The sequence below is a fragment of the Burkholderia sp. AU38729 genome (assembly GCF_020419725.1).
Classification (GTDB): domain Bacteria; phylum Pseudomonadota; class Gammaproteobacteria; order Burkholderiales; family Burkholderiaceae; genus Burkholderia.
Map to the genome: position 1 here is coordinate 151,411 of NZ_JAIZQO010000007.1, position 26,000 is coordinate 177,410.

General features: G+C 69.0%; 24 protein-coding genes. 3 read left to right on the top strand and 21 right to left on the bottom strand.

Features of this window, described 5'->3' with window-relative positions; all coding sequences use genetic code 11:
• Window positions 1-9: 9 nt before the first annotated feature.
• From LGM56_RS19725 to LGM56_RS19800, 16 genes are all read right to left on the bottom strand, one after another.
• The gene (locus LGM56_RS19725; RefSeq protein ID WP_089494664.1) at window positions 10-948 is read right to left on the bottom strand and encodes a LysR family transcriptional regulator; all 939 of its coding nucleotides are present in this window, start codon (window positions 946-948) and stop codon (window positions 10-12) included.
• A 272-nt stretch (window positions 949-1,220) separates the two neighbouring features.
• On the bottom strand, window positions 1,221-2,240 hold the full coding sequence (locus LGM56_RS19730) for a cyclase family protein (protein WP_089494663.1): 1,020 nt from the start codon (window positions 2,238-2,240) through the stop codon (window positions 1,221-1,223).
• Complete coding sequence (locus LGM56_RS19735; protein ID WP_089494662.1) at window positions 2,237-3,724, bottom strand: MmgE/PrpD family protein; 1,488 nt, start codon at window positions 3,722-3,724, stop codon at window positions 2,237-2,239. The genes LGM56_RS19730 and LGM56_RS19735 overlap by 4 nt, the downstream gene beginning before the upstream one ends.
• On the bottom strand, window positions 3,721-4,584 hold the full coding sequence (locus LGM56_RS19740) for an HpcH/HpaI aldolase/citrate lyase family protein (protein ID WP_089494661.1): 864 nt from the start codon (window positions 4,582-4,584) through the stop codon (window positions 3,721-3,723). The genes LGM56_RS19735 and LGM56_RS19740 overlap by 4 nt, the downstream gene beginning before the upstream one ends.
• Complete coding sequence (locus tag LGM56_RS19745) at window positions 4,581-5,819, bottom strand: CaiB/BaiF CoA transferase family protein (RefSeq protein ID WP_089495278.1); 1,239 nt, start codon at window positions 5,817-5,819, stop codon at window positions 4,581-4,583. The genes LGM56_RS19740 and LGM56_RS19745 overlap by 4 nt, the downstream gene beginning before the upstream one ends.
• Window positions 5,820-5,921: 102 nt before the next feature.
• Window positions 5,922-7,085 (bottom strand): quinone oxidoreductase family protein, encoded by a 1,164-nt coding sequence (locus LGM56_RS19750; protein WP_089495277.1) that lies wholly within the window; start codon window positions 7,083-7,085, stop codon window positions 5,922-5,924.
• 58 nt (window positions 7,086-7,143) lie between these two features.
• Complete coding sequence (locus LGM56_RS19755; RefSeq protein WP_175953022.1) at window positions 7,144-7,731, bottom strand: hydrolase; 588 nt, start codon at window positions 7,729-7,731, stop codon at window positions 7,144-7,146.
• A 9-nt stretch (window positions 7,732-7,740) separates the two neighbouring features.
• Window positions 7,741-9,231, bottom strand: a complete 1,491-nt coding sequence (locus LGM56_RS19760) for an MFS transporter (RefSeq protein WP_089494659.1) — start codon at window positions 9,229-9,231, stop codon at window positions 7,741-7,743.
• A 478-nt stretch (window positions 9,232-9,709) separates the two neighbouring features.
• A complete protein-coding gene (locus tag LGM56_RS19765) occupies window positions 9,710-10,456 on the bottom strand; it encodes a glucose 1-dehydrogenase (RefSeq protein WP_226206515.1) in 747 nt (248 codons plus the stop codon).
• Between the two features lie 173 nt (window positions 10,457-10,629).
• A complete protein-coding gene (locus tag LGM56_RS19770) occupies window positions 10,630-11,334 on the bottom strand; it encodes an ABC transporter ATP-binding protein (RefSeq protein ID WP_226206518.1) in 705 nt (234 codons plus the stop codon).
• The gene (locus LGM56_RS19775) at window positions 11,331-12,083 is read right to left on the bottom strand and encodes an ABC transporter ATP-binding protein (protein ID WP_226206521.1); all 753 of its coding nucleotides are present in this window, start codon (window positions 12,081-12,083) and stop codon (window positions 11,331-11,333) included. The genes LGM56_RS19770 and LGM56_RS19775 overlap by 4 nt, the downstream gene beginning before the upstream one ends.
• Complete coding sequence (locus tag LGM56_RS19780; RefSeq protein ID WP_226206523.1) at window positions 12,080-13,309, bottom strand: branched-chain amino acid ABC transporter permease; 1,230 nt, start codon at window positions 13,307-13,309, stop codon at window positions 12,080-12,082. The genes LGM56_RS19775 and LGM56_RS19780 overlap by 4 nt, the downstream gene beginning before the upstream one ends.
• Window positions 13,302-14,237 carry a branched-chain amino acid ABC transporter permease gene (locus LGM56_RS19785; RefSeq protein ID WP_226206525.1) on the bottom strand — a complete coding sequence of 312 codons (936 nt, stop codon included), beginning with the start codon at window positions 14,235-14,237 and terminating at the stop codon, window positions 13,302-13,304. Before LGM56_RS19785 ends, LGM56_RS19780 begins: the two co-directional genes overlap by 8 nt.
• 7 nt (window positions 14,238-14,244) lie before the next feature.
• Window positions 14,245-14,682: an acyl-CoA thioesterase gene (locus LGM56_RS19790; RefSeq protein WP_069249274.1), complete on the bottom strand. Its 438-nt coding sequence runs from the start codon at window positions 14,680-14,682 to the stop codon at window positions 14,245-14,247.
• A gap of 139 nt (window positions 14,683-14,821) precedes the next feature.
• A complete protein-coding gene (locus tag LGM56_RS19795) occupies window positions 14,822-15,358 on the bottom strand; it encodes an NUDIX domain-containing protein (RefSeq protein ID WP_089456050.1) in 537 nt (178 codons plus the stop codon).
• 121 nt (window positions 15,359-15,479) lie between these two features.
• Complete coding sequence (locus tag LGM56_RS19800) at window positions 15,480-16,724, bottom strand: YbfB/YjiJ family MFS transporter (RefSeq protein WP_226206527.1); 1,245 nt, start codon at window positions 16,722-16,724, stop codon at window positions 15,480-15,482.
• Window positions 16,725-16,847: 123 nt separating this feature from the next.
• On the opposite strand from LGM56_RS19800, the gene LGM56_RS19805 reads away from it, so the two are divergent.
• Window positions 16,848-17,762: a LysR family transcriptional regulator gene (locus LGM56_RS19805; protein WP_226206529.1), complete on the top strand. Its 915-nt coding sequence runs from the start codon at window positions 16,848-16,850 to the stop codon at window positions 17,760-17,762.
• 129 nt (window positions 17,763-17,891) lie between these two features.
• Here LGM56_RS19805 and alaS read toward each other — a convergent pair whose 3' ends face one another.
• Window positions 17,892-20,516 carry an alanine--tRNA ligase gene (alaS, locus tag LGM56_RS19810; RefSeq protein ID WP_226206531.1) on the bottom strand — a complete coding sequence of 875 codons (2,625 nt, stop codon included), beginning with the start codon at window positions 20,514-20,516 and terminating at the stop codon, window positions 17,892-17,894.
• Window positions 20,517-20,765: 249 nt separating this feature from the next.
• Between alaS and LGM56_RS19815 the strand changes: the two genes are divergently transcribed.
• Window positions 20,766-21,986, top strand: a complete 1,221-nt coding sequence (locus LGM56_RS19815) for a CaiB/BaiF CoA transferase family protein (protein ID WP_226206533.1) — start codon at window positions 20,766-20,768, stop codon at window positions 21,984-21,986.
• Window positions 21,987-22,074: 88 nt separating this feature from the next.
• Here the strand turns inward: LGM56_RS19815 and LGM56_RS19820 are convergent, their stop codons facing one another.
• Together LGM56_RS19820 and LGM56_RS19825 are read right to left on the bottom strand one after the other, a co-directional pair.
• Entirely contained in the window at window positions 22,075-22,629 is a 555-nt protein-coding gene (locus LGM56_RS19820) for an RBBP9/YdeN family alpha/beta hydrolase (protein WP_226206535.1), read from the bottom strand.
• A 182-nt stretch (window positions 22,630-22,811) separates the two neighbouring features.
• Window positions 22,812-23,021 (bottom strand): ornithine acetyltransferase, encoded by a 210-nt coding sequence (locus tag LGM56_RS19825; RefSeq protein ID WP_011351716.1) that lies wholly within the window; start codon window positions 23,019-23,021, stop codon window positions 22,812-22,814.
• A gap of 243 nt (window positions 23,022-23,264) precedes the next feature.
• On the opposite strand from LGM56_RS19825, the gene LGM56_RS19830 reads away from it, so the two are divergent.
• Window positions 23,265-24,974, top strand: coding sequence for a glutamine--tRNA ligase/YqeY domain fusion protein (locus LGM56_RS19830; protein ID WP_089425149.1), 1,710 nt, complete (start codon window positions 23,265-23,267; stop codon window positions 24,972-24,974).
• A gap of 138 nt (window positions 24,975-25,112) precedes the next feature.
• Here the strand turns inward: LGM56_RS19830 and LGM56_RS19835 are convergent, their stop codons facing one another.
• Both LGM56_RS19835 and LGM56_RS19840 read right to left on the bottom strand, forming a co-directional pair.
• Window positions 25,113-25,583 carry an NUDIX hydrolase gene (locus LGM56_RS19835; RefSeq protein WP_089494647.1) on the bottom strand — a complete coding sequence of 157 codons (471 nt, stop codon included), beginning with the start codon at window positions 25,581-25,583 and terminating at the stop codon, window positions 25,113-25,115.
• 11 nt (window positions 25,584-25,594) lie between these two features.
• Window positions 25,595-25,981, bottom strand: a complete 387-nt coding sequence (locus tag LGM56_RS19840; protein WP_226206537.1) for a hypothetical protein — start codon at window positions 25,979-25,981, stop codon at window positions 25,595-25,597.
• Window positions 25,982-26,000 lie beyond the last annotated feature (19 nt).

The following is a 26,000-nucleotide window of genomic DNA, read 5'->3' on the forward strand; positions in this document are numbered from 1 at the left end:
GCTTCACGCTCAGCCGACGCTGAACGCGTCCGCCGCGACGTCGTCCTCGAGCGACTCCGCGACCGCGATGATCATGCGACGCATCCAGCCGTGCGCGTTGCTCGCATCGTACCGGTGATGCCAGTACAGCGACCACGTGACCGGCTCCATCGCGAGCGGCAGTTCGCGGATCACGAGGCGCGGATCGCCGAGGCTCAGCGCGTGCCGCTCCGACATGATCACCGCGTACGGCAGCGCATCGAGCATGTTCGGCACGACGAGCCAGTGCGGCACGTTGAGCACGATGCGGCGTTTGCAGCCCATGTTCGCGAGCAGGTTGTCGATCAGGCTGTGGTCGACCGGGTTGATCGATACGTTGAGGAAGTCGAGCGCGAGGAACCGTTCGAGCGTCAGCGGCTTGTCCGCGTCGGGATGGTTGCGGCTCAGCATGCAGACCAGCCGGTCGTGAAACACGGTTTCCGACGACAGCGTGCCGGAATGCTCGAGGCCCGCGCTGATCGCCATGTCGAGCCGCCCTGCCTCAAGCGCTTCGGCCGTCTTGGCCGCGCTCGGATGCACGACGTCCAGGCTGATATTCGGCGCCGCCGTGCGCATGCGCCGCAGCAATGCGGGCAGCAGAAGCAATTCGGTCAGATCCGACATGCGGACCGTGAAATGACGTTCCGATGTAAAAGGATGGAATTGATAATCCGATTCAAACAATTCTTCGATTTGTTGCATGATTTTCCGGACCGGCGAGATCAGCGCCTGCGCGCGCGGGGTCAGTTCCAGCCCTGTCGCGCCGCGCGCGAGGATCTCGTCGTTGAACAGATACCGCAGGCGCGACAGCGCATTGCTGACGGCCGGCTGCGTCAGGCCGACCTTCAGGCCGGCCCGTGTCACCTGTTTCTCGGTCAGCAGTGCATCGAGTATGACCAGCAGGTTCAGGTCGATCGAACGTAGATTCATGATTGTGACCATCCACTAAACGGGTTAATCGCCCTCCCCGGCTCGCGATTATCGCAATGGGGAATTCCCCTGATATTTAGTGCAATAAACGAGAATAGTCCAATCTTGACGTTTCAATATTTTTTATATACCTGCCGCCATTGATTCGGTTTTTGATTTAAATGACTCGTTTTCCAGGAATTTTTCTGAAAAACGAGTCAATCGAAATCAGCCATCGATGGTGGAAACGGTTCGCTCCGGCCATCGTGCACGAGCCGCTGCCTGCCCGCGTATCAGACCGTCGCGACCGGATTCACCGGCGCACCGACCAGGCCCCGTATATGCAGCGGGGGCGCGGTCAGCAGGAACCGGTTGCGCCGATGCGCACGCAACCAGTTCGCGAGCGGCGTCAGATGCCACAGCTCGCCGAGGTGGATGCCGAGCTTGAACAGGCACAGCTCGTGCAGCGGCATCAGCGCACCCGGCTGCGCGAGCGGCTGCGCCTGCTGCGGCCGTTCCTCGATCGCATGGTTGTCGGCCACGAGCGCGGCGAGCCGCGACTCGTCGATCCACTGCAGCAGGCGGGCGTCGCTGCTGTCCAGCACGCACGCACTCGCGACGGTCGCGGGCGACCCGCTTTCGTCGTTCAGCAGCAGATCGGCGAAACCGGTGTGAATGCAGACGATGTCGCCCTGCTCGACACGCACGTCGTCTTCTTCCATCACGCGCATCAACTGCGCGTAGCCGACTTTCGTGCGGGCATCGCCGAAGTGATGCCGCAGGTCGATCAGCACGCCGCGCCCCTGCACGCCGGTCCGTGCCATCACCTCGATGCCGAGTGCGCGCGCGCCGCCGGTGGCGTCGCCTTCCTGCGGCACCCGCAGATGCTCGCCCATCCGGAAGCCGTTGTAGAACACGATCTCGGGCACGCCGTCGCCGTCCGCATCGAATACGCCGCCGACATGCGCGAGACCGTCCCATTGCGTCGAGAACTGCGAATGCATGCAGAAGGAATCGTCGCAGACCACGTCGGTTGCGTTTGCAACCTGTTCATCCGCGCGATAACCGAAGTACGGCTTGCCGCCCAGCAACGCCGGCATGATCGCCGGCGGCCGGCGGCGCGCGTTCAGGCCGCCGCCGCGCGGCACGTCGAGCGGCAGGCTCAGCGAGAACGACAGGCCTTCGCGCACCTCGGCGACGCCCTGCCGCACGTTGTCCGGGGTCAGCCAGTTCAGCCGCCCTTTCTGGTCGTCCGGACCGAAATCGCCCCAGTTCGAGCCGGGCGGCCGCTTGTTCCAGCGGGGTGTGCTCAAGATGGATCTCCTCCTTCCAGGTTCGCATGCGCGCCGGACGTCAACGCCGCCAGCCCGTCGAGCGGTGCGTCGTCGGCGAGCGCCTGCACCGCGTCGCGCAGTTCGAGCGCGCGAGGCAGGCCGATCGTCGAGCTCGCCGCGAGCACGAACTTCGCGACGAGTTCCTGTTCGGTCAGCGGCCGCGCATTGGTGCCCTTGCTCGACTCGACGCGCGCCTCGAGCACCTGTCCGTCGCGCCGTTCCACCCGCAGCACGGCGGGCAGGAAATGCGGGAACCGCTCGTCGCACCACGGATCGCCGACGCAACGCACCTTCGCGGCCAGCGCACGGCGCGCGGGATCCCGCACGAGCTTGTCGTCGAAATCGTCGAACCAGACCCCGAGGCCGCCGCCGCCGAGCAGCGCGGCCGCGACGGTGTACGGCCCCGAGAACGCCGCCGCGTACCCGTCCGGCGGGTTGGCCTTCAGCGCGGCGGGCTCGCCGATCGTGCGCAGCGTCGACGTCGCGACCCGCAGCTCGGCGGACACCACGTCGTCGGCCGTCACGCCCTGCGCCTTCAACTGCAATGCCGCGTCGATGCCCGGATGCGTGAAGTGGTTGCACGGATACGGCTTGAAGATGATCCGGCTCGTCTCCCAGTCGACACCGAGTTCGCGCAGCACCGCGTCGACGTCGGCCAGCTCGCCGCACCACGCGCGGAAGAAGCCGAAGCGGCCTTCGAGCGCGGTCGGCGGCGCGGTCACGCCCGCGCTCGCCAGTTCCGCCGCGCTCACGCCCGCATGCGCAGCCCAGCCGCAGTGGATCCGCTTCACGGAGCCGCCGGTGCGATTGGCTTCGAGCAGGCCCGCGCCCATGCTCGCGGCAATGCCGAGCGCGGCGGCGATTTGCGCGGCGTCGAGCCCGAGCAGCATCGCCGCGGCCGCGGCGGCGCCGACCGTCCCGCAGATCGACGTCGCATGCTGGCCGCGCTCGAAGAACACCGAATTGCCGATCTGCGGGTTGTAGGCGGCCACGCCCAGCCGGATGCAGATCTCGGTGCCGACCGTGATCGCATCGAGCAACGCCGTGCCCGATGCGCCGCTCGCCTGTGCGGCGGCAAGCGCGGCCGGAATCACCGACGCGCTCGGATGCAGCACCGACAGCATGTGCGAGTCGTCGAAATCCATCGCGTGCGCAAGCGTGCCGTTGACGAGCGCGGCGCTCGCGGCGGGCAGCCGGTCGGGCGCGCCGATCACGGTCGCGGGGCCGTTGCCGGCCCAGCGCCGCGCGACCTGCAGCACGGACTGTGCGACCGGTTCGTCGTGCGCGATCAGGCTGTTGCCGACCAGGTCGAGCACGCGCGCGGCGGCCTCGACGCGCAGCGTGCGGTCGAGCCCATCGTTGCGCACCGCCGCCGCGAAGCGACCGAGCGCGCCGACGATGCCGTCCGGACTCACGGGCCCGGCGGCCGCGGCCGGTGCGGAAAGCGTGTCGGGCGCGTTCATGCCGGTGCTCCGTCGCGCCGGAGATGGGTCGCCAGCGCGAGCGTCACGCGCGCGTTCGCGATCAGTGGCGGCGCCACCACGCGGCCGTCGGGCAGCACGAACACCGACGATTCGCCGTCCGCCGCAGCGACGGCCTCCAGCACCCGCTCGGCCGCGCGAATGTCTTCGTCCGACGGCGTGAACACCGCGTTGATGACCGGAATCTGCGAAGGATGAATCGCGAAGCGGCCGACGAACCCCATCGATTTCGCGCGCAACGTCGACTCCTTCAGACCGTCGAGATCGTTCAGCGTGTGATAAACCGTCTGAATCGGCCCGTTCAGCCCGGCCGCGCGCGACACCACCACGCAGCGCGCGCGACACACTTCGAGCGTGAAGTTGTCGACGCCGATCCGCAGGTCGGCGCGCAGGTCGCTTTCGCCGAGCCCGATCCGCTCCAGCCGCGGCGACGCGGTCGCGAGCTGGTAGGCCGTCTCCACGCCATACGCCGATTCGATCAGGATCTGGATCCCCGCGTCGCTGCCGAGCGCATCGAGCCAGCCCGCGACTTCCTGGATATGCGCGGGAAAATCGCACTTCGGCAGGCGCAGCGCCTGCAGCGCGGGCAGTGCGATCGCCTCGACGTCGTCGCGGCACCATGGACTCCCGATCGGGTTGACGCGCACGTAGGTCGGCTTCGGCGGGCGGCCCGCGAGGATCGCGGCGGCGGCCTTGCGGGCGTCGATCTTGTGGCTCGCCGGCACGGCGTCCTCGAGATCCAGCACGATCGCATCGGCGTCGCTCGCGTAGGCCTTCTCGACCACCTGCGTCTTGTGCGCAGGCACGTACAGATAGCTGCGGCAGGTTGCGCTCTGTTTCAAATCACACCTCGTTCGGTCAAATCGGCCAGGTCCTGCGGTTCCAGTCCCAATGCGCCGAATACTTCATCGTTGTGCGCGCCGCGCGACGGCCCGCCCCAGCGGATCGCGCCGGGGGTGTCGGACAGCCGGAACGGCACGTTGTGCGTGCGGAACGCGCCCAGTTCGGCGTCGGCCACCGAGACGACCGAGCCGAGCGCCGCATACTGCGGATCGTCGAGCACGTCGGCCACGTCGTAGATCGGTGCGACAGCCGCCTCCGCGCGTTCGAACTCATCGAGCACCTCGGCGCGCGTGCGCTGCCCGATCCAGCCGCCCACCGCCGCGTCCAGCTCGTCCGCATGCTTCGCGCGCTCGACGCCGTTCGCGAACCACGGCTGGTCGATCAGGTCGGCGCGGCCGACGAGCCGCATCACGCGCTCGGCGATGCTGTGCGCCGACGTCGACAGCGCGACCCACTTGCCATCCGACGTCCGATACACGCCGCGCGGCGAATTGTTCGGCGAGCGGTTGCCGGTGCGCTCGGGCACGCGCCCCGTCTGGTCGTAGCTCGCGACCTGCGCGCCCATCGCCGCGAGCATCGTCTCGATGATCGCGAGATCGACCACCTGCCCGCGTCCCGTGCGATCGCGCGCCTTCAGCGCCGTCATGATCGCGAACGCGGCGGTCAGCCCCGCCACCGTGTCCGCCAGCGGAAACGACGGCAACAGCGGCGGCCCGTCCGCCTCGCCGGTCGCCGCCGCCAGCCCGCTCATCGCCTCCGCGAGCGTGCCGAAGCCGGGGCGGCGGGCATACGGGCCGAACTGGCCGAAGCCCGTCACCCGCACGAGCACGAGCCGCGGATTGATCGCGGACAGCACGTCGTAGCCGAGCCCCCAGCGCTCCAGCGTGCCGGGCCGGAAATTCTCGACCACCACGTCGGCCTGCGCCGCCAGCTCGCGGAAGATCCGCTGGCCGTCGGCCGTGCCGAGATTCAGCGTGACCGCGCGCTTGTTGCGCGCGACCACTTTCCACCACAACGGGACGTCATCGCGGCGCGCGCCGTACTTGCGCGCCGGATCGCCCGTCGGATGCTCCACCTTGATCACGTCGGCACCGTAGTCGGCGAGCATCGTCGCCGCGAGCGGGCCGGCGAACAGCGTCGCGGCGTCGATCACGCGAATGCCGCCGAGCGGCGCGCGGCTGGCGCTGTCCGACGCCGTGTCGGCGTCGACTTCCCCGGTTTCCACAGAGGCCATGGCCTTCTCCTGCAAGATGGATTGCACGGCGCGCCATGCGCCGCCATCGTCTGCATGACTAATCATCGTGCGACGAGGCAGGCACGGCGCGCGACCCGCGGCTTAGACCGCGTTGATCCGATAGATCGGGAAATACGTCTCGATCTTCCCGTTCAGGTAATCGGACGCCAGCTTCGGCACGTCGTCGAAATCGAAGATCTCGGTCGGTTCCTGGCCGATCCAGCCGGTCGACTCCTGGAAGTCGCGGATCGTGATGCTGTCGTCGTAACGCCACGCATGCGTGTGGATGTGCAGGCGGCGGTTGATGCACTCCGTCGCGCGCAGGTTCCACAGGCGCATCCCGGTTTTCCAGCCGACGGTTGCGACGATGCCGGTGCGGCCCGTCACGCGCATCGTCGCGCGATACAGTGCGCCGCCGAGATTGTCGAGGAAGATCGAGACGCCGCGGCCGCCGCTCAGCTCGGCGATCGTGTCGGCGAACACGCGCTCCGACTCCCGGTAGCGTGCCTGATATTCCGGATCGGCCCGGTAGCGCGCCTCGTCATACGCGAGATCCGGAAACTTGCGGCGGTCGACCGGCGTGATGCCGAGCTTCGCGAGTTCCTCGAGCCGGCGATCGTTGCTCGCCGTCATCGCGACGCGAAAGCCCTCGCGCTTCGCCAGCTGCAGCTCGGCAAGCGTCGTGCCGCCGCCCCAGCCGAACACCAGGTTGTCGGCCGGATCGACGTCCGGCAGTTGCGAACGCCAGCACGCCGACGCGACCTTCCAGTTGTCCCATGCGGTGAAGTAGCGGCCGTAGGTCGCCCATTGCAGCAGCGAGTGGCGGCTGTCGGTCGGCACCGGCACCAGGTTGTCGGCGCGCATCTTGGTGCGCTGCGCCATCACGCCGATCGTGCCCGGCGCGTCGTACGCGTAGACGAGTTCGGCGAACCCGTATTCGTCGCGCTTGCCGAACGGCATCACCATGCAGATCTCGCCGTCCTTCAGCGCACTGACCGCGCTGCCGCGCTCGAGCACGCGCACCAGCGCGCCGTTGCCCAGCACGATCTTGTCCTCGCGGCGCTGGCGGCAGATATCGACCGGGTTGCGCGACAGCGCGTGGTCGAGGTTCGCTTCCCACGATCCGTACAGCGGCTCGACGAGCACCTCGTCGGCTTCGAGACTGGAAAATTCAAAGGTTTCGCGGCGCAGCTCGCCCGCGACGGGCGGCTGCTGTCGGGTCGGTTCCGGTCCCGCGTAGAGAACCCATGCATCGGTCTTGATCATCGTCATTCCTCGGTAAGCGATTGATGTTTGCAACAGCGCGCCGAACGATTCGCCGGCTTCAGCGCGATTGGGCCTGCTCGAGTGCCGCCTCCACGTCTGCCGCCGCGGCGACCTGCCCGAGCTTCGGGAAGATCTGGGTCAGCGCGAACGTCTGCGCATCGGCCGACGAGGTGCTGACCGCGTCGCTCACGATGACGACGTTGTAGTTGTTTTCGTATGCCTGGCGCGCTGTCGATTCGACGCCGATGTTGGTCGCGATCCCCGTCAGCACGATGTCGGTGATGCCGCGGCGGCGCAGCTGCACGTCCAGGTCGGTGCCGGTGAACGCGCCCCACTGATGCTTCGTCACGACGATGTCGGACGGCTGCACGCCGAGCGCCGGCGCGAACGCGCTCCATTCGGGATCGAGATTCGGCGGCGACGACGGCGCATCCGTCTTCACCTTCAGCGCGACGCCGCCGTCAGGAAGGTAGCTCGTGTGCACGTAGATCACGGGCAGCCCCAGCGCGCGGAAAGCCGCCGCCAGCTCGACCGTCTTCGCGACCACCTGCGCACCGGTATAGGGCGTGACCGGCAGCGAGACGATGCCGTTCTGCAGATCGATGGCGACGAGCGCGGCGGTGCGATTGAGCGTCGGAATGGACATGTAAAACCCTCACTTTTGTTGTGGAACGGAAGAAACGGCGGCGTCGAGGTGCCGGCTCGATACGGCATTGAGCAACAGCACCACACTGATGACCGCCAGGACGACGGCAAGCTCGCGCAGGCCGTGATCGCTCGCCGGATGACCGAGCGCGAGACCGACGAGCGCGAACGACAGGCTGCCGCCGACGTACTGCGCGGTGCGGTACAGCCCCGAGGCCGTGCCGATCCGGTCGTGCGGCGTGCTCTGGTAGAGCGTGGCCTGGTTGCCGAGATTGTTGAAACCATTAGGAATACCGAACACGATGGACAGCAGGACGATCGCCGCGATCGGCAGACTGCTCGTCATCAGGCTCATCACGACGCTGCCGATGCAGAGCATCGCGGAACCGATGACCAGCACCGGGCGCGGGCCGTGACGGTGCACGATGCGGGTCGCGAGCATCGTCGTGACCGTGCCGATACCGGCGACCGGCAGCATCACGAGGCCGGCATCGGCGGCCGACAGCCCCCGCGCCTCCTGCAGCCACATCGGCAGCGCGTAGAAGATCGCGTAGAACACCGCATAGGTGCCGACGCAGCGCAGGTACGTGCCGAGCAGCGGACGGTTGTCCGCCAGCATGCGAATATCGATCAGCGGCGCCGCGGCCTGGCGCTCGCGGTGGATCAGGAGCGGCACCAGCACCAGCGTCGCGGCCAGCAGCAGCCAGTCGGGTTCGCGTGTCACCGATTGCAGGAACAGCAGCAGGCTCGCGAGTGTCAGCACGAACAGCACGACGCCCGGCAAGTCCAGCTCCTTCAGCGTGTCGCGTGCGTGCGCGCCGCGACGCACGGGGTCGGCCGGGATCCACAGCCACGCGAACAGGAAGGCGGCCAGCACGATCGGCACGTTGATCCAGAAGATCGCGCGCCAGCCGGCGAACTGCACGAGCGCGCCGCCGAGCGGCGGGCCGAACGCCACGGCCACCTGTGCCGCGATCGAGATCGCGCCGAGGCCGCCCGTCGGCGTCGCGCCGTTCGCGTGCCGCTGCGACCACGCACGAATCATCGCCATGCCGGCCGGATAGGCGGCGGACGTGCCGATGCCGAGCGCGACGCGCGAGGCGATCAGCCAGCCGAGCGTCGGCGCGAACGGCGCGAGCGACGACGCGACCAGCACGATCGCGAGGCCGATACAGAAGATCCGCTTCGCCCCGAAGCGATCGGCGAGTCGCCCCATCGTCGGCTGGCCGGCGGCCGTCGCCAGATAGAGACCCGACACGAGCCACAGCGTATCGATGCGCGCCTGCGCGGCGCCGTGCGGCGCGAATGCCTGCTGGATGCTCACGAGCGCGACCGCGATCATCGACGAGTTCAGCGCGTTGAGCAGCGTGCCGAGCACGATCGGACCGACCAGCTTCGCCGGCAGGCGCAGACCTGCGTTGCGTCGGTCGTCGCCGCCTTCGGGCGGACCACCGGCGGTCGGACGTGCCGCGTGCCCGGATCGATCGTGAGTCGTTTTCATGGCGCCTTCGCGTGGTGAATGTGCATCGGTCGATGAATGTCGAACGTGCGTTCACCATACCGCTCGGCGCGCCGCGGATGAAATGAATTGTTGCGATGCACACATTCGCAACTTGAATGGGTGGCATGCGCGGCGCGCACCGGACCGGCACCCGTCGATACGGCGGCGATGCACGAGAAACGCCCGTCAGCCTTGCGCGGCGGGCAGTCGAGGAGCATTCGGGGGGATGACTTCAGTCACGCGCGGCAGGCGGCATGCACCGTTGCCACGCACGTCGCATGACAGTTTTATGCCGCGGTGCGATGCGGGATCAGAGGGTGGCCTCTAGGAATCGTGTCCGTGCCGCATTCGTCCATCGAATGTCGTGGATCGCACGGCAACCGGCGGCCCGCAGCGCGATCTGCCGAAGCAAGCTCGACGCGGCGTCCGCCGGATTTCACCACTTCAACACGCGTGCCGTCGGCGCGGCACGATCCGGTCAGTTCAACCCGCCGCTCACGACGACGTGCTCGCCGGTCATCCAGCGCGCATCGTCCGATGCGAGGAACACGGCGACCAACGCGATGTCGTCCGGCTCGCCGAGGCGGCCGAGCGGCGTCTGGCCGAGCACCTGCGCTTCGAGATCGGAACCGATGATGCCCGCGCTGTGCGTGCCCTCGGTCACGATCATCCCCGGGTTGATCGCGTTCACGCGAATCTTGCGCGGGCCGAGTTCGAGCGCGAGCACGCCGGTGATCGCGTCGACCGCGCCCTTGGTGCCGCTGTAGACCGCGCTCGCGGGCGGCGTGATGCTGGTCACCACCGAACTGATGTTGATGATGCTCGCGCCTTCGCCGAGATGCTTGACCGCTGCCTGCGTGGTCAGCAGCACGCCGAACACGTTCGTGTCGAACTGCCGGCGGTAGTGCTCTTCGGTGATCGCTTCGATCGGCGCGAATTCGTACACGCCGGAATTGTTGACGAGCACGTCCAGACGCCCGTACGTGTCGATCGCCGTATCGACGATGCGCTGCGCGTCGGCTGCCTTCGACACGTCGCCGCCGACCGCGACCGCGCGGCCACCGGCTTCGACGATCGCGCTGACGACTGCGTCGGCGCCCGCCTTGCTGCTCGCGTAGTTGACGACCACCGACGCGCCTTCCGCGGCCAGTGCCTTCGCGATCGCCGCGCCGATGCCCTTCGAACCGCCCGTGACGATCGCTACCTTGTTTGCCAGCTTGCTCATGATCTCATTCCTCAGTCCAAGACTTTCGATGGAGGGTGCCGGTTGCCGCGTCGTTGCTCGTTGCGTCGATGTGCGACCGGTATGGCTGGCAATTTACTGTGCGGTGCGGCGACGATAAAGCGGCTCGACACGAATTGACTGGCAGCGTTTTCCGAACAATCGCTCGCGCGCCGTCAGCCGGCGCTCAGCCATGCGTTCGCGACCTCGCCGCCCAGGCCGTCGAGCGCACCGTCGTAGACGATCCGTCCACGCCCCATGACCGCGACGCGCCGCGCGAGCCGCGGCGCGAACTGCAGCCGCTGCTCGATCAGCACGATCGCGACGCCGTCGGCCTGCAGCGCGGCAAGGCATGCGCCGACTTCGTCGACGGCCAGCGGCGCGAGCCCTTCGGCCGGTTCGTCGACGATCAGCACGCGCGGTTGGCCGGCCAGCGCCCGTACCAGCGCGAGCACCTGCTGCTCGCCGCCCGACAGCCGCCCCGCTTTCACGTCCGCGCGCGCGGCCAGCAACGGAAAGCGCTCGAACAGCCGTTCGAGCGCCGCGCGTTCGGCCGCGCCGCTGGCGCCGCGCAGCCCGAGCCGCAGGTTGTCGCGTACCGTCAGCAGCGGAAACACGTCGCGGCTTTCGGCGACGTAAGCCACGCCACGCCGCGCGATCTCGAATGTGCGTGCCCCCACGCATTCGGCGCCGCCGATGCGCACCGAGCCGGCCGTGCGCACGAGCCCCATCACGGCCTTCGCGAGCGTCGAGCGTCCCGAGCCGTTGCGGCCGAGCAGCGCGAGCGTCTCGCCCGGCGCCAGCGCGAGATCGACGCCGTCGAGCACGGGTTGCAGCCCGTACCACGCGCGCAGATCGCGAATGTCGAGCAACGCGCTCATGGGCCGCCCTCGCCCAGATAGGCGGCCCGCACGGCCGGATCGGTGCGGATCGCATCGGGCGCGCCGGTCGCGACCACCGTGCCGCGCACGAGCACCGTGATGCGTTCGGCGAAACCGAACACCGCATCCATGTCGTGTTCGATCAGCAGGACCGTGCGCCCCTGCGTGGTCGCGCGAATCAGCGCGATCATCCGCGCTGCCTGCGCGCGGCTCATCCCGGCCGTCGGCTCGTCGAGCAGCAGCGTGCGCGCGCCGCTCGCGAGTGCGATCCCGAGATCGAGCGCACGCTGTTCCGCATAGCTCAGTTCGCCGGCCAGCGTGTCGCGGTGTGCATCGAGGCCGATGTCGTGCAGCACGCGAGCGGCCGCGAGATCGACCGACGCCGCTTCGCGCAGCCGGTTCCACCAGCGCCGCCGCTCAGCCGGCGCATGCAGCGCCGCGCAGCGCAGGTTGTCGAACACGGTCAGTCGCGCGAACGCGCTCGTCTGCTGGAAACTGCGACCGATGCCGAGCCGGCTCGCGACGACCGGCCCGCGCCCGCGCAGCTCGACGCCGTGCAGCACGACGCGCCCGCGCGTGGGCCGCACCGCACCGGCGATCACGCCGAACAGCGTCGACTTGCCCGCGCCGTTCGGCCCGATCAGCGCGTGACGCTCGCCGGCCGCGATGCTCAGTTCGACGCCGTCGAGCACCGTCTGCGCGCCGAAGCGCTGCACCACGCCGTGAAGCGCGATCGCGTTGCCGTTCATCGCCCTTCCTCCCGCTGGCCGGCCTGCCGGCCCGGCGCGAGCCGCGCGCGCCAGCCCCACAGCAGCGTGCCGATGCCGAACGCCGAGCCCGCGACGGCCCAGCCGGCCGGCGTATCGGCGTCGATGCGCCAGGCGCCGAATGCAAAGCCCGCGCCGTCGTCCTGCGCGAAACGCCACGCGTAGCCGAGCTCGGCCGCGCAGACGACAGCGACGCCCCAGAACACGCACGCGCCGACCGCGCACAGCATGCGCCACCGCTCGGCCGCCGGCGCGCCGCGCCGCAATGCCTGCGCGAGCGCTGGCACGATCCCGGCGATCCCGCGCGGCGCGGCCACGACGACCGCGACGAACAGCACGCCGAGATACAGCGCCCACGCGCGCGACACGCCCGCGACGACGAGGCTCAGCACCGTGAGGACGGCCGCACCGGCCGCCGGCCCGAAGAACGCGCCGGTGCCGCCGATCACCGCGGCGATCAGCACGGTCGCCGAGCGCGCCATCGATACGCTGTCGGGCGTCGCGATCTCGACGTCGATCAGCGTCAGCGTGCCGGCGACGCCGGCGAAGAACGATGCGCAGGTGACCATCGCGAGCCGCACGCGGCGCGGATCGGACCCGAGCGCGGCAACGCGCACCGGGTTGTCGCGCACCGCATTCGCGAGCCGCGCGAGCGGCGTGCGTGTCAGCGCGTGCATCGCCCACGCCGACGCGAGGCACCACGCGGCGATCACCGCATACGCCTGGACCGGTGCGCCGAAATGCCAGCCGCCCCACGGTGTGCCGCTCGCGCGGTCGATCGGCACGCCGCCGATCCCGCCGAACCAGGCCGGCACGCTCCACGCGGCGGCCGCGACGCATTCGCCGAGCCCGAGCGTGATCATCGCGAACGCGGTGCCCGAGCGGCGCGTCGCGAGCAGCCCGGCGGCGAAGCCGAAAGCGGCGCCGGCCACGCCGCCGACGAGTGGCAACAGCGGCAGCGGGCCGCCAAAGTGGTTGAACCAGTGCGCGGCCGCGAACGCGCCGAGGCCCGCGAACGCCGCGTGCCCGAACGACAGCAGCCCGGTCGTGCCGAGCTGCAGGTTGTACGACAGGGCGAGCACGACGAGCGCGGCCGTCTGCGCGAGATAGCCGAGCACCGCGCCATGCGGCCACAGCCACGCGGGCAGCACGACGCATGCGGCGAATAGGGACCAGCGCATGACGCCGGCGAGCATGCGGTTACGCATCGGCACGCTCGCCGAACAGCCCGCGCGGCCGCGCGACCAGCACCGCGACGAGCAGCAGGTACGGCACCAGCGGCGCCAGCTGCGCGATCGACACCGCGGCCACGCTGTCGGGCAGCGCGATGCCGGCCCATTCCGTGAGGTCGCGCAGCGACGTGTCGCTCGCGGCCGCGAAGGTCTGCGCGAAGCCGACCGCGAGCGATGCCGCGAACGCGCCGCCGAGCGAGCCGAGCCCGCCGATCACGACGACCGCGAACACGACCGACCCGACCGTTTCGGCCAGCGCGGGTTCGATCACCGCGAGCGGTGCGCCGATCACGCCGGCCAGCGCCGCGAGCGCGGTGCCCGCGCCGAACAGCGCCGTCATCACGCGCGGCACGTCGTAGCCGAGCGCCTCGACGGCCGCACGGTGCGTGAGCGCCGCGCGCACGACGAGCCCGATGCGCGACGCGCGCAGCAGCGCGCCGAGCGCGACCAGCATCGCCGTGGACATCCCCATCATGAACAGCCGGTAGCGCGGCAGCGCGAGGCCGAATACGGTCACGGGCGCGCCGTCGAACAGCGCCGGCACGGGCGCCGGCAACGGCGCGAGGCCCCACACGAGTTTCGCGCCCTCGCCGATCAGGTACGCGAGGCCGAAGGTCAGCAGCAGTTCGCTCGTATGGCCGCGCGCCTGCACGCGGCGCAGCAGCACGCGTTCGCAGCCGGCGCCGAGCAGCCCGACCGCGAGCGGCGCAAGCACCAGCGCGGGCCAGAAACCCGCGCCGGCCGCGATGCTGTAGCCGACGTACGCGCCGAGCATGTAGAAGCTCGCATGCGCGAAATTGAGCACGCCCTGCACGCTGAAGATCAGCGTGAGGCCGGCCGACAGCATGAACAGCAGCAAGCCGTAGCTGAGGCCGTTGAAGGCCTGGAGCACGAACGCGTGCACCGCGCCGTCAGGCCGCGAGCGGCTCGAGCGCGGCGCGCAGCGCGTCGGGCAGCGGCACCGGCCGGCGCGTGCCGCGATCGACGTACACGTGCACGAAGTGCCCCTGCGCGGCGGGCGTGGCTTCGCCCTGCGCGAACAGCCCGACCTCGTAGCGCACGCTCGACGTGCCGAGCTTCACGACCCGCAATCCTGCATCGACCGACTGCGGGAACACGAGCGGCGCGAAGTAGTTGCACTGCGTCTCGACCACGAGGCCGATCGTCTGGCCGTGCTCGACGTCGAGCACGCCGGCGCGGATCAGGTATTCGTTCACGACCGTGTCGAAGTAGCTGTAGTAGACGACGTTGTTCACGTGCCCGTAGACGTCGTTGTCCATCCAGCGGGTCGTGATCGGCAGGAAGTGGCGATAGGCGTCGCGCGGACGCGGTTGCGGCTTGTCGGACATGGCGATGGCGGTCAGGACGAGGGAAGCGAGGTGGACGACGCGCGGCGGCCGCGGGACACGGCGCACCGGCAAGAAGCGGAACGCCGCGCCGCGATCGCGCGCGGCACGGCGGAGGCAACGCGGCTGACGGGCCGGCCCGTCACTGCCCCGGCCGGTCGACGAACTCGAAGTCGAGGCCGCGCGCCCGCATCCAGTCGGCGAGCGCGACGCCCGTGCCGGCGCGCCACGGGCGCAGCAGCGGCGGATCGACGAGCTTGTATTCGAGCAATTCCGGCGACAGCGCGACCGTGCCCGACGCCCGCACGTGGTACGCGATGATCAGCTCGTTCTTGCGGATGAATTCGTAGACGCCGACCAGCGACACGTGCTCGGCCTTCAGCGCCGTTTCCTCGAACACCTCGCGCGCGATGCCGTCCTCGGGCGTCTCGCCGTTCTCGAGGAAGCCGGTGATCAGCGCGAACATGCCTTCGGGCCAGGCCGCGTTGCGCGCGAGCAGGATCTTGCCGTCGAGCTCGACGATCGCCGCGACGACGGGCAGCGGGTTGTTCCAGTGCACATAGCCGCAGCTGTCGTCGGGGCACGCCTGGCGAATGCGGCCGCCTTCATGGTCGGGATCGGCGCGCTCGGTGAGCGGGCTCGCGCAGCGCGGGCAAAAGCGGTAATCGGCGGTGGTCATCGATGGGGATCTGGCAGGCGCCGGACGGCCGCCTGCCGGCTGCCCGCGCACCCGCTCGGCGCGGGAAAGGCTTCATTCTAGCGAGTTTGCCCGTGCCGCAGACGATCCGGCCCCGCCGACATCAGGGTTGCCGGCGCCCGCGCGCGGCGGTCGCCGCGAAACCGGCGGCGCCCAGCAGCAGCGCGGCCACCGCGACCCACAGCGCGGGGGAAAACGACCCGAAGCGCGCGGCCAGCGGCGCCGCGACGAGCGGGCCGAGAATCTGCCCGACCCCGTACGACGCGGTCGCATAGCCCATCAGCCCGGCAGCCCGTTCGCCGTGCAGACGCCGCGCCTCGCGCATCGCGAACAGCGTGATCGCGGTGAACGGCAGGCCGAGCAGCGCGCTGCCGACCGAGAAGCCGGCCGCGTTCGGCCACACGATCCCGGCGGCAATGCCGAGCGCCTGCGTCGCGCAACCGGCCGCCAGCAGCAGCCGGTTGTCCCAGTGCCCGGGCAGCCGCGCGGCGGTGATCGCGCCGACGATCAGCGCCGCGCCGAACATCGGCCAGAACAGGTCGGGCCACGGCGAGCCGGCCGGCAGCGCCGCGCGCGCGATCACCGGCAGGAACGTCGCGGTGATGATGTAGCCGAAGCCCGGCATCCCGTACAGCACGACGAGCCATGCGGCGTCCGCGCGATGGCGGCGCTGGTGCGTGTGGTGCGACGCGGTTGCGGCGGCCGCCTGCGGTGCGGCGCCGCCCGACGGCACGGCTTGCGCCGGGGTGGCCGCAAACGTGCGCCAGATCACGACCGACAGCACCGCGGACAGCGCGGCAAAACCGAGCCAGCCCGACGCCGCGCGCTGGCCGGCCCGCGCGCTGCCGATCAGCCCCGTCACGACGATGCCGACGCCGGGCCCCGCGTAGATCACCCCGCTCCACTCGGGCGCGTGCAGGTCGGCCAGCCGGCGCAGCCCCCATTGCGACACGAACACGAACGTCCATGCGCTGACGACGCCCGCGACGAAGCGCACCGCGAGCCACACCGGCAGCAGGTGGCCGACACCCATCGCGGCGGTAAGCAGCACGGTGGCCACGAGCCCGACGCGCACCATGCGCGCGGGCGCCACCCGCAGCGCCGCGCAACTGACCGCACCGACGAAGTAGCCCGCGTAGTTCGCCGACGCGAGCCAGCCGCCGGCCTTCAGGCCAATCGAGCCGTCCGCGAGCATCAGCGGCAACAAGGGCGTGAACGCGAAGCGGCCGACGCCGAGCACGACCGCGAGGCCGACCATGCAGGCCAGCGCGGCCGCGCGGGCGCGGCGGTCGGCATCATCGACGAAAGGCGCGCCGGCGGCGGCGGTCGGGGCATCGGAGCGGGACATGGCGGCAAGGACCGGCGTTCAATGCGCCGGCCGGATCGGAAATCGGAATGCTTCCATCCTAGCTTGACCAAACGTTCTCGAAAAATGAATAATTGAGAATCCAATCATCGCTCGGAGAGAATCATGGACCTGGCGGCGCTGGCGATTTTCCGGGCCGTGGTGCGCGAGAACGGCGTGACGCGCGCGGCGGCCAAGCTCAATCGCGTGCAGTCGAACGTCACGACGCGCATCAAGCAGCTCGAGGAGGAACTCGGCGCGGCGCTGTTCGTGCGCGACGGCCGCCGGCTCGTGCTGACGCCGGCCGGGCATACGCTGCTGCCGTATGCGGAGCGCCTGCTTGCGCTCGCCGACGAGGCGCGCGACGCCATACGCGAGGACACGCCGCGCGGGCGGCTGCGGCTCGGCACGATGGAGAGCACGGCCGCGAGCCGCCTGCCGACCGTGCTCGCGCGCTATCACCACGCGTGGCCCGACGTGTCGCTCGAGCTGCTGACGGGCACGACGGGCTGGCTGATCGACCGCGTGCGCGACTTCGAGATCGACGCCGCGCTGTTCGCCCGCCCGCCCGCGCCGGAGACGCTCCCCGATACGTTCGAGACGGTACCGGTCTTCCGCGAGGACCTGGTGCTGCTCACGCCGCGCGGCCACCCGCCGGTACGCACGCCGCGCGACGTGATCCTGCCGACGCTGATCGCGTTCGAGCGCGGCTGCACGTATCGCAAGTACGTCGAGCAGTGGTACGCGGGGCACGGCGTCAAGCCGGCGCGCGTGCTCGAACTCGGGTCGTATCACGCGATCGTCGCGTGCGTCGCGGCGGGTGCCGGCATCGCGGTCGCGCCGCGTTCGGTGCTCGACCTGCAGCCCGAGACCGGCACCATCACCGCGCACGTGATCCCCGAACTGGAAGGCATCGATACGCTGCTCGCGTGGCGCCAGGGGTATGCGTCGGCCGCGTTGGCCGCGTTGCGCGATGCGCTCACCGACGCCGCACGGCAGGCGGATGGTGCGGCGAAGCCGCCGGTCACCGTGCCGGCCTGAATCGTCGTGCGGCGGCCGGCACGCATCGTTCCGGCGTACCAACAAAAAGACCCGACCGGCCCATGCCGATCGGGTCTTTCTTGATTCAAACGATGCCGTAACGAGACGGCATCGCATCGGTCGCGACGATCAGAGCCGCTCTTCGACCCAGCCCTTCACGCCGGCCAGCGCGCCCGGCAGGTTCGCCGGCTCGGTGCCGCCTGCCTGCGCCATGTCCGGACGGCCGCCGCCCTTGCCGCCAACCTGCTGCGCGACGAAGTTCACGAGCTCGCCGGCCTTGACCTTCTTGCTCGCGTCGGGCGTGACACCCGCGATCAGGCTGACCTTGCCGCCTTCGACGGCGGCCAGCACGATCGCCGCGCTCTTCAGCTTGTCCTTCAGCTTGTCGACCGTTTCGCGCAGCGTCTTCGCATCGGCGCCGTCGAGCGTCGCGGCCAGCACGAACACGCCGCCGATTTCGACCGCCTGCTGCGCGAGCTCGTCGCCCTGGCTCGACGCGAGCTTCGACTTCAGCGCGCCCAGCTCCTTCTCGAGCGACTTCACCTGGTCCTGCACCTGCGCGATCCGCTGCGTGAGCTCCGACGGCTGCGCCTTCAGCGCGGCCGCGGCTTCGTTCACGCGCGCGTCGAGTTCCTGCACGTAGCGCACCGCGTTATCGCCGGTGATCGCCTCGACGCGGCGGATGCCGGCCGCGACGCCGCCTTCGACGACGATCTTGAACAAGCCGATGTCGCCGGTGCGATGCACGTGCGTACCGCCGCACAGTTCGCGCGAGAAGCCGAGGTCGAGCACGCGCACTTCATCGCCGTACTTCTCGCCGAACAGCGCCATCGCGCCGCCCTTCACCGCTTCGTCGTACGGCATCACGCGCACGATGCCCGGCGCGTTCGCGAGGATTTCGTTGTTGACGATCTGCTCGACGCGACGGATTTCGTCGTCGGTCATCGGCGCGTTGTGCGCGAAGTCGAAACGGGTCTTTTCCGCGTCGACCAGCGAACCCTTCTGCTGCACGTGCGCGCCGAGCACTTCGCGCAGCGCCTTGTGCATCAGGTGGGTGGCCGAGTGGTTGCGCTGCGTGCGGGCGCGGCGATGCGCGTCGATTTCCGCGCGCAGCACGTCGCCGACCTTCAGCGTGCCCTGCTCCAGCGTGCCGTGGTGGCCGATCACGTCGGCCTGCACCTTCAGCGTGTCGGCCACCGCGAAGCGCGTCGCGGCGTTCGCGAGCACGCCCTGGTCGCCGACCTGGCCGCCCGATTCCGCGTAGAACGGCGTGTGGTCGAGCACGACGACCGCGTCCTGGCCCGTCTTCACTTCGTTGACCGACGAACCGTCGACGTACAGCGCGACGACCTTCGCGTCGTCGAACGCGATTTCTTCATAGCCGTGGAAGGTAGTCTTCGCGCCCGTGTATTCGAGGCCCTGCGCGGCCTTGAACTTGCCGGCCGCACGCGCCTGCTCGCGCTGGCGCGCCATCGCGTCGTCGAATGCCGGCTCGTCGACCGTCATCCCGCGCTCGCGGCACACGTCGGCCGTGAGGTCGAGCGGGAAGCCGTAGGTGTCGTGCAGCTTGAACGCGAGCTCGCCGTCGAGCACCTTGCCGCCTTTCGCCTCGACGTCGGCCAGCGCGGCTTCGAGGATCGACATGCCGTGCTCGATCGTCTCGAAGAAGCGCTCTTCCTCCTGGCGCAGCACGTCGGTCACGCGCTGTTCGGCTTCCTTCAGTTCCGGATACGCGACGCCCATCTCGGCGACGAGGTCGGCCACCAGCTTGTGGAAGAACGAGCCCTTGCGGCCGAGCTTGTAGCCGTGGCGGATCGCGCGGCGCACGATCCGGCGCAGCACGTAGCCGCGGCCTTCGTTGCCGGGAATCACGCCGTCGACGATCAGGAACGAGCATGCGCGGATGTGATCGGCGATCACCTTCAGCGAGTTGTTCGTGAGGTCGCTGATTTCGGTCACGCGCGCGGCGGCCTTGATCAGGTTCTGGAACAGGTCGATTTCGTAGTTGCTGTGCACGTGCTGCAGCACCGCGGCGAGACGCTCGAGGCCCATGCCGGTGTCGACCGACTGCTTCGGCAGGCGCGTCATGTTGCCCTGCGCATCGCGGTTGAACTGCATGAACACGAGGTTCCAGATCTCGATGTAGCGGTCGCCGTCTTCTTCAGGCGATCCCGGCGGGCCGCCCCACACGTCCGGGCCGTGGTCGTAGAAGATTTCGGTACACGGGCCGCACGGGCCGGTGTCGCCCATCGTCCAGAAGTTGTCCGACGCGTAGCGCGCGCCCTTGTTGTCGCCGATGCGGATGATGCGCTCGGTCGGCACGCCGACTTCCTTCGCCCAGATGTCGTACGCCTCGTCGTCTTCCTGGTAGACCGTGACCCACAGCTTCTCCTTCGGCAGCTGGTAGACCGTGGTCAGCAGTTCCCACGCGAACTTGATCGCGTCGTGCTTGAAGTAGTCGCCGAACGAGAAGTTGCCGAGCATCTCGAAGAACGTGTGGTGGCGCGCCGTGTAGCCGACGTTCTCGAGGTCGTTGTGCTTGCCCCCCGCGCGCACGCTGCGCTGCGCCGTCGTGGCGCGCGAGTACGGACGCGGGTCCGTGCCGAGGAACACGTCCTTGAACTGGACCATGCCCGAGTTCGTGAACATCAGCGTGGGGTCGTTACCGGGCACGAGGCTCGACGAGCGGACGATCGTGTGGCCCTTCGATTCGAAGAATTTGAGGAATTTCTCGCGGATTTCGGCAGCTTTCATGGCGTGCGGGGACAGTCTGGCAAAGACGGCTTCAAACGCCGGCGCCCTTGTCGGGGCGCGCGGCGGCATGGATTCGGAAACGATCGATTATACGGGATCGGGGCCGGCTTCCGGGCAAAGCGCCGGAAAGCGGCTCGGCCCTCCCGCCGGGCCGGGTGGGCCACTCGCGCAGCCGATTCGCCTTAAGATGCTTGGCATGCCAACCGGCCTTGCCCGACCAGGCGAGCCATGAAAGGAGACGATTCGACGATGGGTGCCCTGAGCCATATCCGCGTGCTGGACCTCACCCGCGTGCTCGCGGGCCCGTGGTGCGCGCAGACGCTTGCCGATTTCGGCGCGGACGTGATCAAGGTCGAGCGCCCGCGCGCCGGCGACGACACGCGCCACTGGGGGCCGCCGTACCTGAAGGACGCGGACGGCGCGGATACCGCCGAGGCCGCGTACTACCTCGCGGCGAACCGCAACAAGCGCTCGGTGACGGTCGACATCGCGACGCCCGAGGGCCAGCAGATCGTGCGCGAGCTCGCCGCGCAGAGCGACGTCGTGCTCGAGAACTACAAGGTCGGCCAGCTGAAGAAATACGGGCTCGACTACGACGCGCTGCGCGCGGTGAAGCCCGACCTCGTCTACTGCTCGGTCACCGGGTTCGGCCAGACCGGCCCGTACGCGCACCGCGCGGGCTACGACTTCATCATCCAGGGCATCGGCGGCTTCATGAGCATCACCGGCGAGCGCGACGGCGCGCCGGGCGGCGGCCCGCAGAAAGCCGGCGTCGCGATCGCCGACCTCGCGACCGGCCTCTACTCGACGGTCGCGGTGCTCGCCGCGCTCGCGCACCGCGACCGGACCGGCGAAGGCCAGTACATCGACATGGCGCTGCTCGACGTGCAGGTCGCGCTGCTCGCGAACATGAACACCAACTTCCTCGCGAGCGGCAAGCCGCCGGTGCGCTGGGGCAACGCGCATCCGAACATCGTGCCGTACCAGACGTTCCAGACCCGCGACGGGTGGATCATCGTCGCGGTCGGCAACGACGGGCAGTTCCGCAAGTTCGTCGAGGCCGGCGGCCGGCCCGAGCTGGCGGACGACGAGCGGTTCGCGACGAACCCGTCGCGCGTGCGCCACCGCGACACGCTGGTGCCGATCCTCGCGGAGATGGTGAAGGCGCGCGACAAGGCCGACTGGATCGGTGCGCTCGAAGCGGCCGGCGTGCCGTGCGGCCCGATCAACGATCTCGACGAGGTGTTCGACAACGAGCAGGTGGTCGCGCGCGGGATGCAGGTGTCGCTGCCGCACCCGTGCGGCGCGGACGCGAAGCTCGTGCGCAATCCGATCCGGATGAGCGCGACGCCGCCCGAAGCACGCACGGCCCCGCCGCTGCTCGGCGCGCAGACCGACGACGTGCTGCGCGACATGCTCGGCTACGACGACACGAAGATCGCCGCGCTGCGGGCGAAACAGGCGATCTGAACGCGGTGGGTGGTGCGGGTGCGGGTGCGGACGGCCGGCGTGGCAGCGGCCTCAACCGCCGCCTTGCCCCGCGCGATCAATCGAGCGGTCAATCGTGACGGGCGAGCGCGTCGAGCCAGCCGCGCGCCTCGGGCCAGTCGCCGAGCCCGCTGTCCGCGTTGATGTGGCCGCGCGGGCCGATGTCGTGGAAGGCGCTGCCCCATGCATTCGCGCAGTTTCGGGCGAACGCGAGCGAGCCATACGGATCGTCGCTGCTGGCGACGACGCAGGTCGGAAACGGCAGCCGTTCATACGGCACGGGCCCGAAGCCGTGCGCGTCGGCCGGAAACGCGGGACCGTCGGGATCGGGCAGCGCGACGAGCAGCGCGCCGCGCACTTTCGCGAGCGCGGCCGGGCGCGCATAGCGCGTCGCCCACCACGCGGTGGTCAGCGTACCGAGGCTGTGGCCGGCAAGCAGCACCGGCCCGCGCGCGGCCTCAACCGCGCGATCGAGCGCGCGACACCAGCCGTTGCGGAACGCGCGGTCCCAGTCGGGCATCGCGACGCGCGAGAAGCGTGCATCGGCACGCTCCCAGCGGCTCTGCCAGTGAAGCGGGCCCGAATTGGCGTAGCCCGGCAGGACGAGAACGGGGAATCGGCTCATGGAAAGTGCGTCGACGAGTGAAATCGTTATATGGCGTCGGCGCAGTGTCGCACACCCGTTCCTCCCTGATGCTGCCTGTCTGATACCGGAAGGATGTGCGTGGGGTCGGGACGCGCTGAGCGCAGCGTCGCGACCGGACGTCAAGCCGCCGTTTTGCAGGCGGCTCGCGTCATGTCTGTCGGTCAGCGCACGTTCGCGCCGACGATACCGCCTGCCGCTGCGCCGGCGACCGTGCCGAGCGGGCCGCCCGTGACCAGGTAGCCGAGCGCGCCGCCCGCGGCTGCGCCGATACCGGCATTGCGCTGCGTATGCGTCATGGCGCACGCGCCGAGTTGCGACAGGGCCGCGACGATCACGGCGGTACGAACGATAAACGTGGTCTTCTTCATCATGATTTTTTTGTCCTCCCGCCGCGCGGCATCCCGAACGGCGGCATTGATTTGGTGAAGCCATCATAGGCAACGCCAAACGGCCCGGGCAATCCGATTTACGTCGTGTTACAGCCGACACAATATCGAGATAATCGGTCGAAACCCGCCCCCGTCATGCCGCAAGCCGCGCGGGACGGACCCCGGTCAGGTAGAATCACGGGATTAAACCGGCGCGACGCGCCGACACAACCTGACGCCATCCGCATGAGCACCGAACGCAACGACGCCCCCGCGGCTTCCAATTTCATCCGCAACATCATCGACGACGACAACCGCACCGGCAAATGGGGCGGCCGCGTCGAGACGCGCTTTCCGCCCGAGCCGAACGGCTATCTGCACATCGGCCATGCCAAGAGCATCTGCCTGAACTTCAGCGTCGCGCGCGACTACGGTGGCGTGTGCCACCTGCGCTTCGACGATACGAACCCGGAAAAGGAAAGCGTCGAGTACGTCGACTCGATCGTCGACGCGGTGCGCTGGCTCGGCTTCGACTGGCGCAAGGACGCGGTCGATCACCAGTACTTCGCGAGCGACTACTACGACAAGCTGTACGAGTTCGCCGAGTTGCTGATCCAGCGCGGCAAGGCCTATGTCGACAGCCAGAGCGCCGATGAAATGCGCGCGAACCGCGGCTCGCTGACGGAAGGCGGCAAGCCGTCGCCGTTCCGCGATCGCACGCCGGCAGAAAACCTCGACCTGTTCCGCCGCATGAAGGCCGGCGAGTTCAAGGAAGGCGAGCACGTGCTGCGCGCGAAGATCGACATGGCTTCGCCGAACATGAACATGCGCGACCCGGTGATCTACCGGATCCGCTACGCGCACCACTACCGCACCGGCGACGCATGGTGCGTGTACCCGATGTACGACTACACGCACTGCATCTCGGATGCGCTCGAAGGCATCACGCATTCGCTGTGCACGCTCGAATTCGAGGATCACCGCCCGCTGTACGACTGGGTGCTGAACGAACTCGCGGAAGCCGGCATGTTCACGCGCCCGCTGCCGCAACAGATCGAATTCTCGCGACTGAACCTCACGTACGCGATCACCAGCAAGCGCAAGCTGCTGCAGCTCGTGACCGAGGGCCACGTCGACGGCTGGGACGACCCGCGGATGCCGACGATCGTCGGCGTGCGCCGCCGCGGCTTCACGCCGGAGAGCATCCACCTGTTCTGCGAGCGGATCGGCGTGACGAAGATCGACTCGTGGATCGACATGAGCATCTTCGAAGGCGCGCTGCGCGACGACCTCGACGACAAGGCAGCGCGTACCGTCGCCGTGCTCGATCCGCTGAAGCTCGTGATCGACAACTATCCGGAAGATCTCGAGGAAGCATGCACGGCGCCCGTGCACCCGCACCACCCGGATCGCGGCGTGCGCACGTTCCCGATCTCGCGCGAGCTGTGGATCGAGCGCGAGGACTTCGTCGAGAACCCGCCGAAGGGCTATTTCCGCCTGTTCCCGGGCAACAAGGTGCGCCTGCGCTACGGCTACGTGATCGAATGTACGGGCTTCGACAAGGACGCCGACGGCAACGTGACGGCCGTGCACTGCAACTACTTCCCGGACAGCAAGTCGGGCACCGAAGGCGCGAACACGTACAAGGTCAAGGGCAACATCCACTGGGTCAGCGCGAAGCATGCGCAGCCGGCCGAAGTACGGATCTACGACCGCCTGTTCAAGGAGCCGCATCCGGACGCGGGCGGCGCGAACTTCCTCGAGGCGCTGAATCCCGACTCGAAGAAGATCGTGCAGGCCTACATCGAACCGGGCAACGACGACATCGCACCGGAAACGCGCCTGCAGTTCGAGCGTCACGGCTACTTCGTCGCCGATCGGGTCGATTCGAAGCCGGGCAAGCCGGTGTTCAACCGGATCGTCGGGCTGCGCGACAGCTGGGGCAAGCCGGCTTGACGGCATGCTTCGCACGCGGCTCGCGGCTTCGCAAGCCGCCGCCGCGTGAACATAAAAAAACCGGCTCCAGGGCCGGTTTTTTGTTGCGTGCCTTGAAGCGAAGCCCGGTCACGGAGCAGCGGAAGCCGCCGCGCCCGTTCACCCACCCATCAATCGCCGATGCAAATCCGCGAGCGACAGCTTCGTGCGAAACAGCCGCGCGAGGCTGCGGCTCGCATACGCGTCGATGTCGGCGGGCACGGTCCAGCGATACGCATCCATCTCGGGGATCATCGAGCCGTCGCGACGGCTCGGAAACAGCGACGTGCACGTACAGTGCGCGAGATCGACTTCGTCGTCGGCCACGCGCACCGCGAACAGGTGCAGATCCTTGTCGTGCCGGTACGCGAAGCGGCCAAGATCGAGCAGCCGCTCGGCGCCGATCACGATGCCGGTTTCCTCGAGCAGTTCACGCAGTGCCGCGTCGGCCGGCGTCTCGCCCGGCTCGCCCTGCCCCTTCGGGATGTCCCAGTGCGTGGTATCGGTCGCGTGCGCGAGGAACACGCGGCCGGCCGCATCGAGGATCACGACGCCGCACGACACCGTGCGCGGCGCGGCGCCCCGCTTCATCACGCGCGTGCTCAGCGCTTCTGCAGCTGCCACTTGCCCGCGGCCGTCTTGCAATAGACGGGCTTGAGCGTCATCGTCTGGCCCTTCGCGGTGATCTCGGTCGCGATTTCGCGGCAGGTCTTGCCGTCCGTCTCGGTCGTGGTCGGCGTGAGCTTCGCGTCGATCTGCGTGCCGCGGCCGCTGCTCTGCCACGTCGTGGTTTCGCCGTCCTTGCCTTCGTCGCGCACCTGCACGACCGCCTTGGACAGCGATGCGCGGTCGGTCTTGCTGAAGTAGCTGATCGGCGTGTCGTTCAGGAAGTTCAGGTTGTTCTGCGCATGGGCGGGCAGCATCGCGGCTGCGCACGCGGCGCCGGCCAGCACGCGCGTGACGATGGAAAGGGATGCACGCATCGACATGTTTTTTCTCCTTGGATGT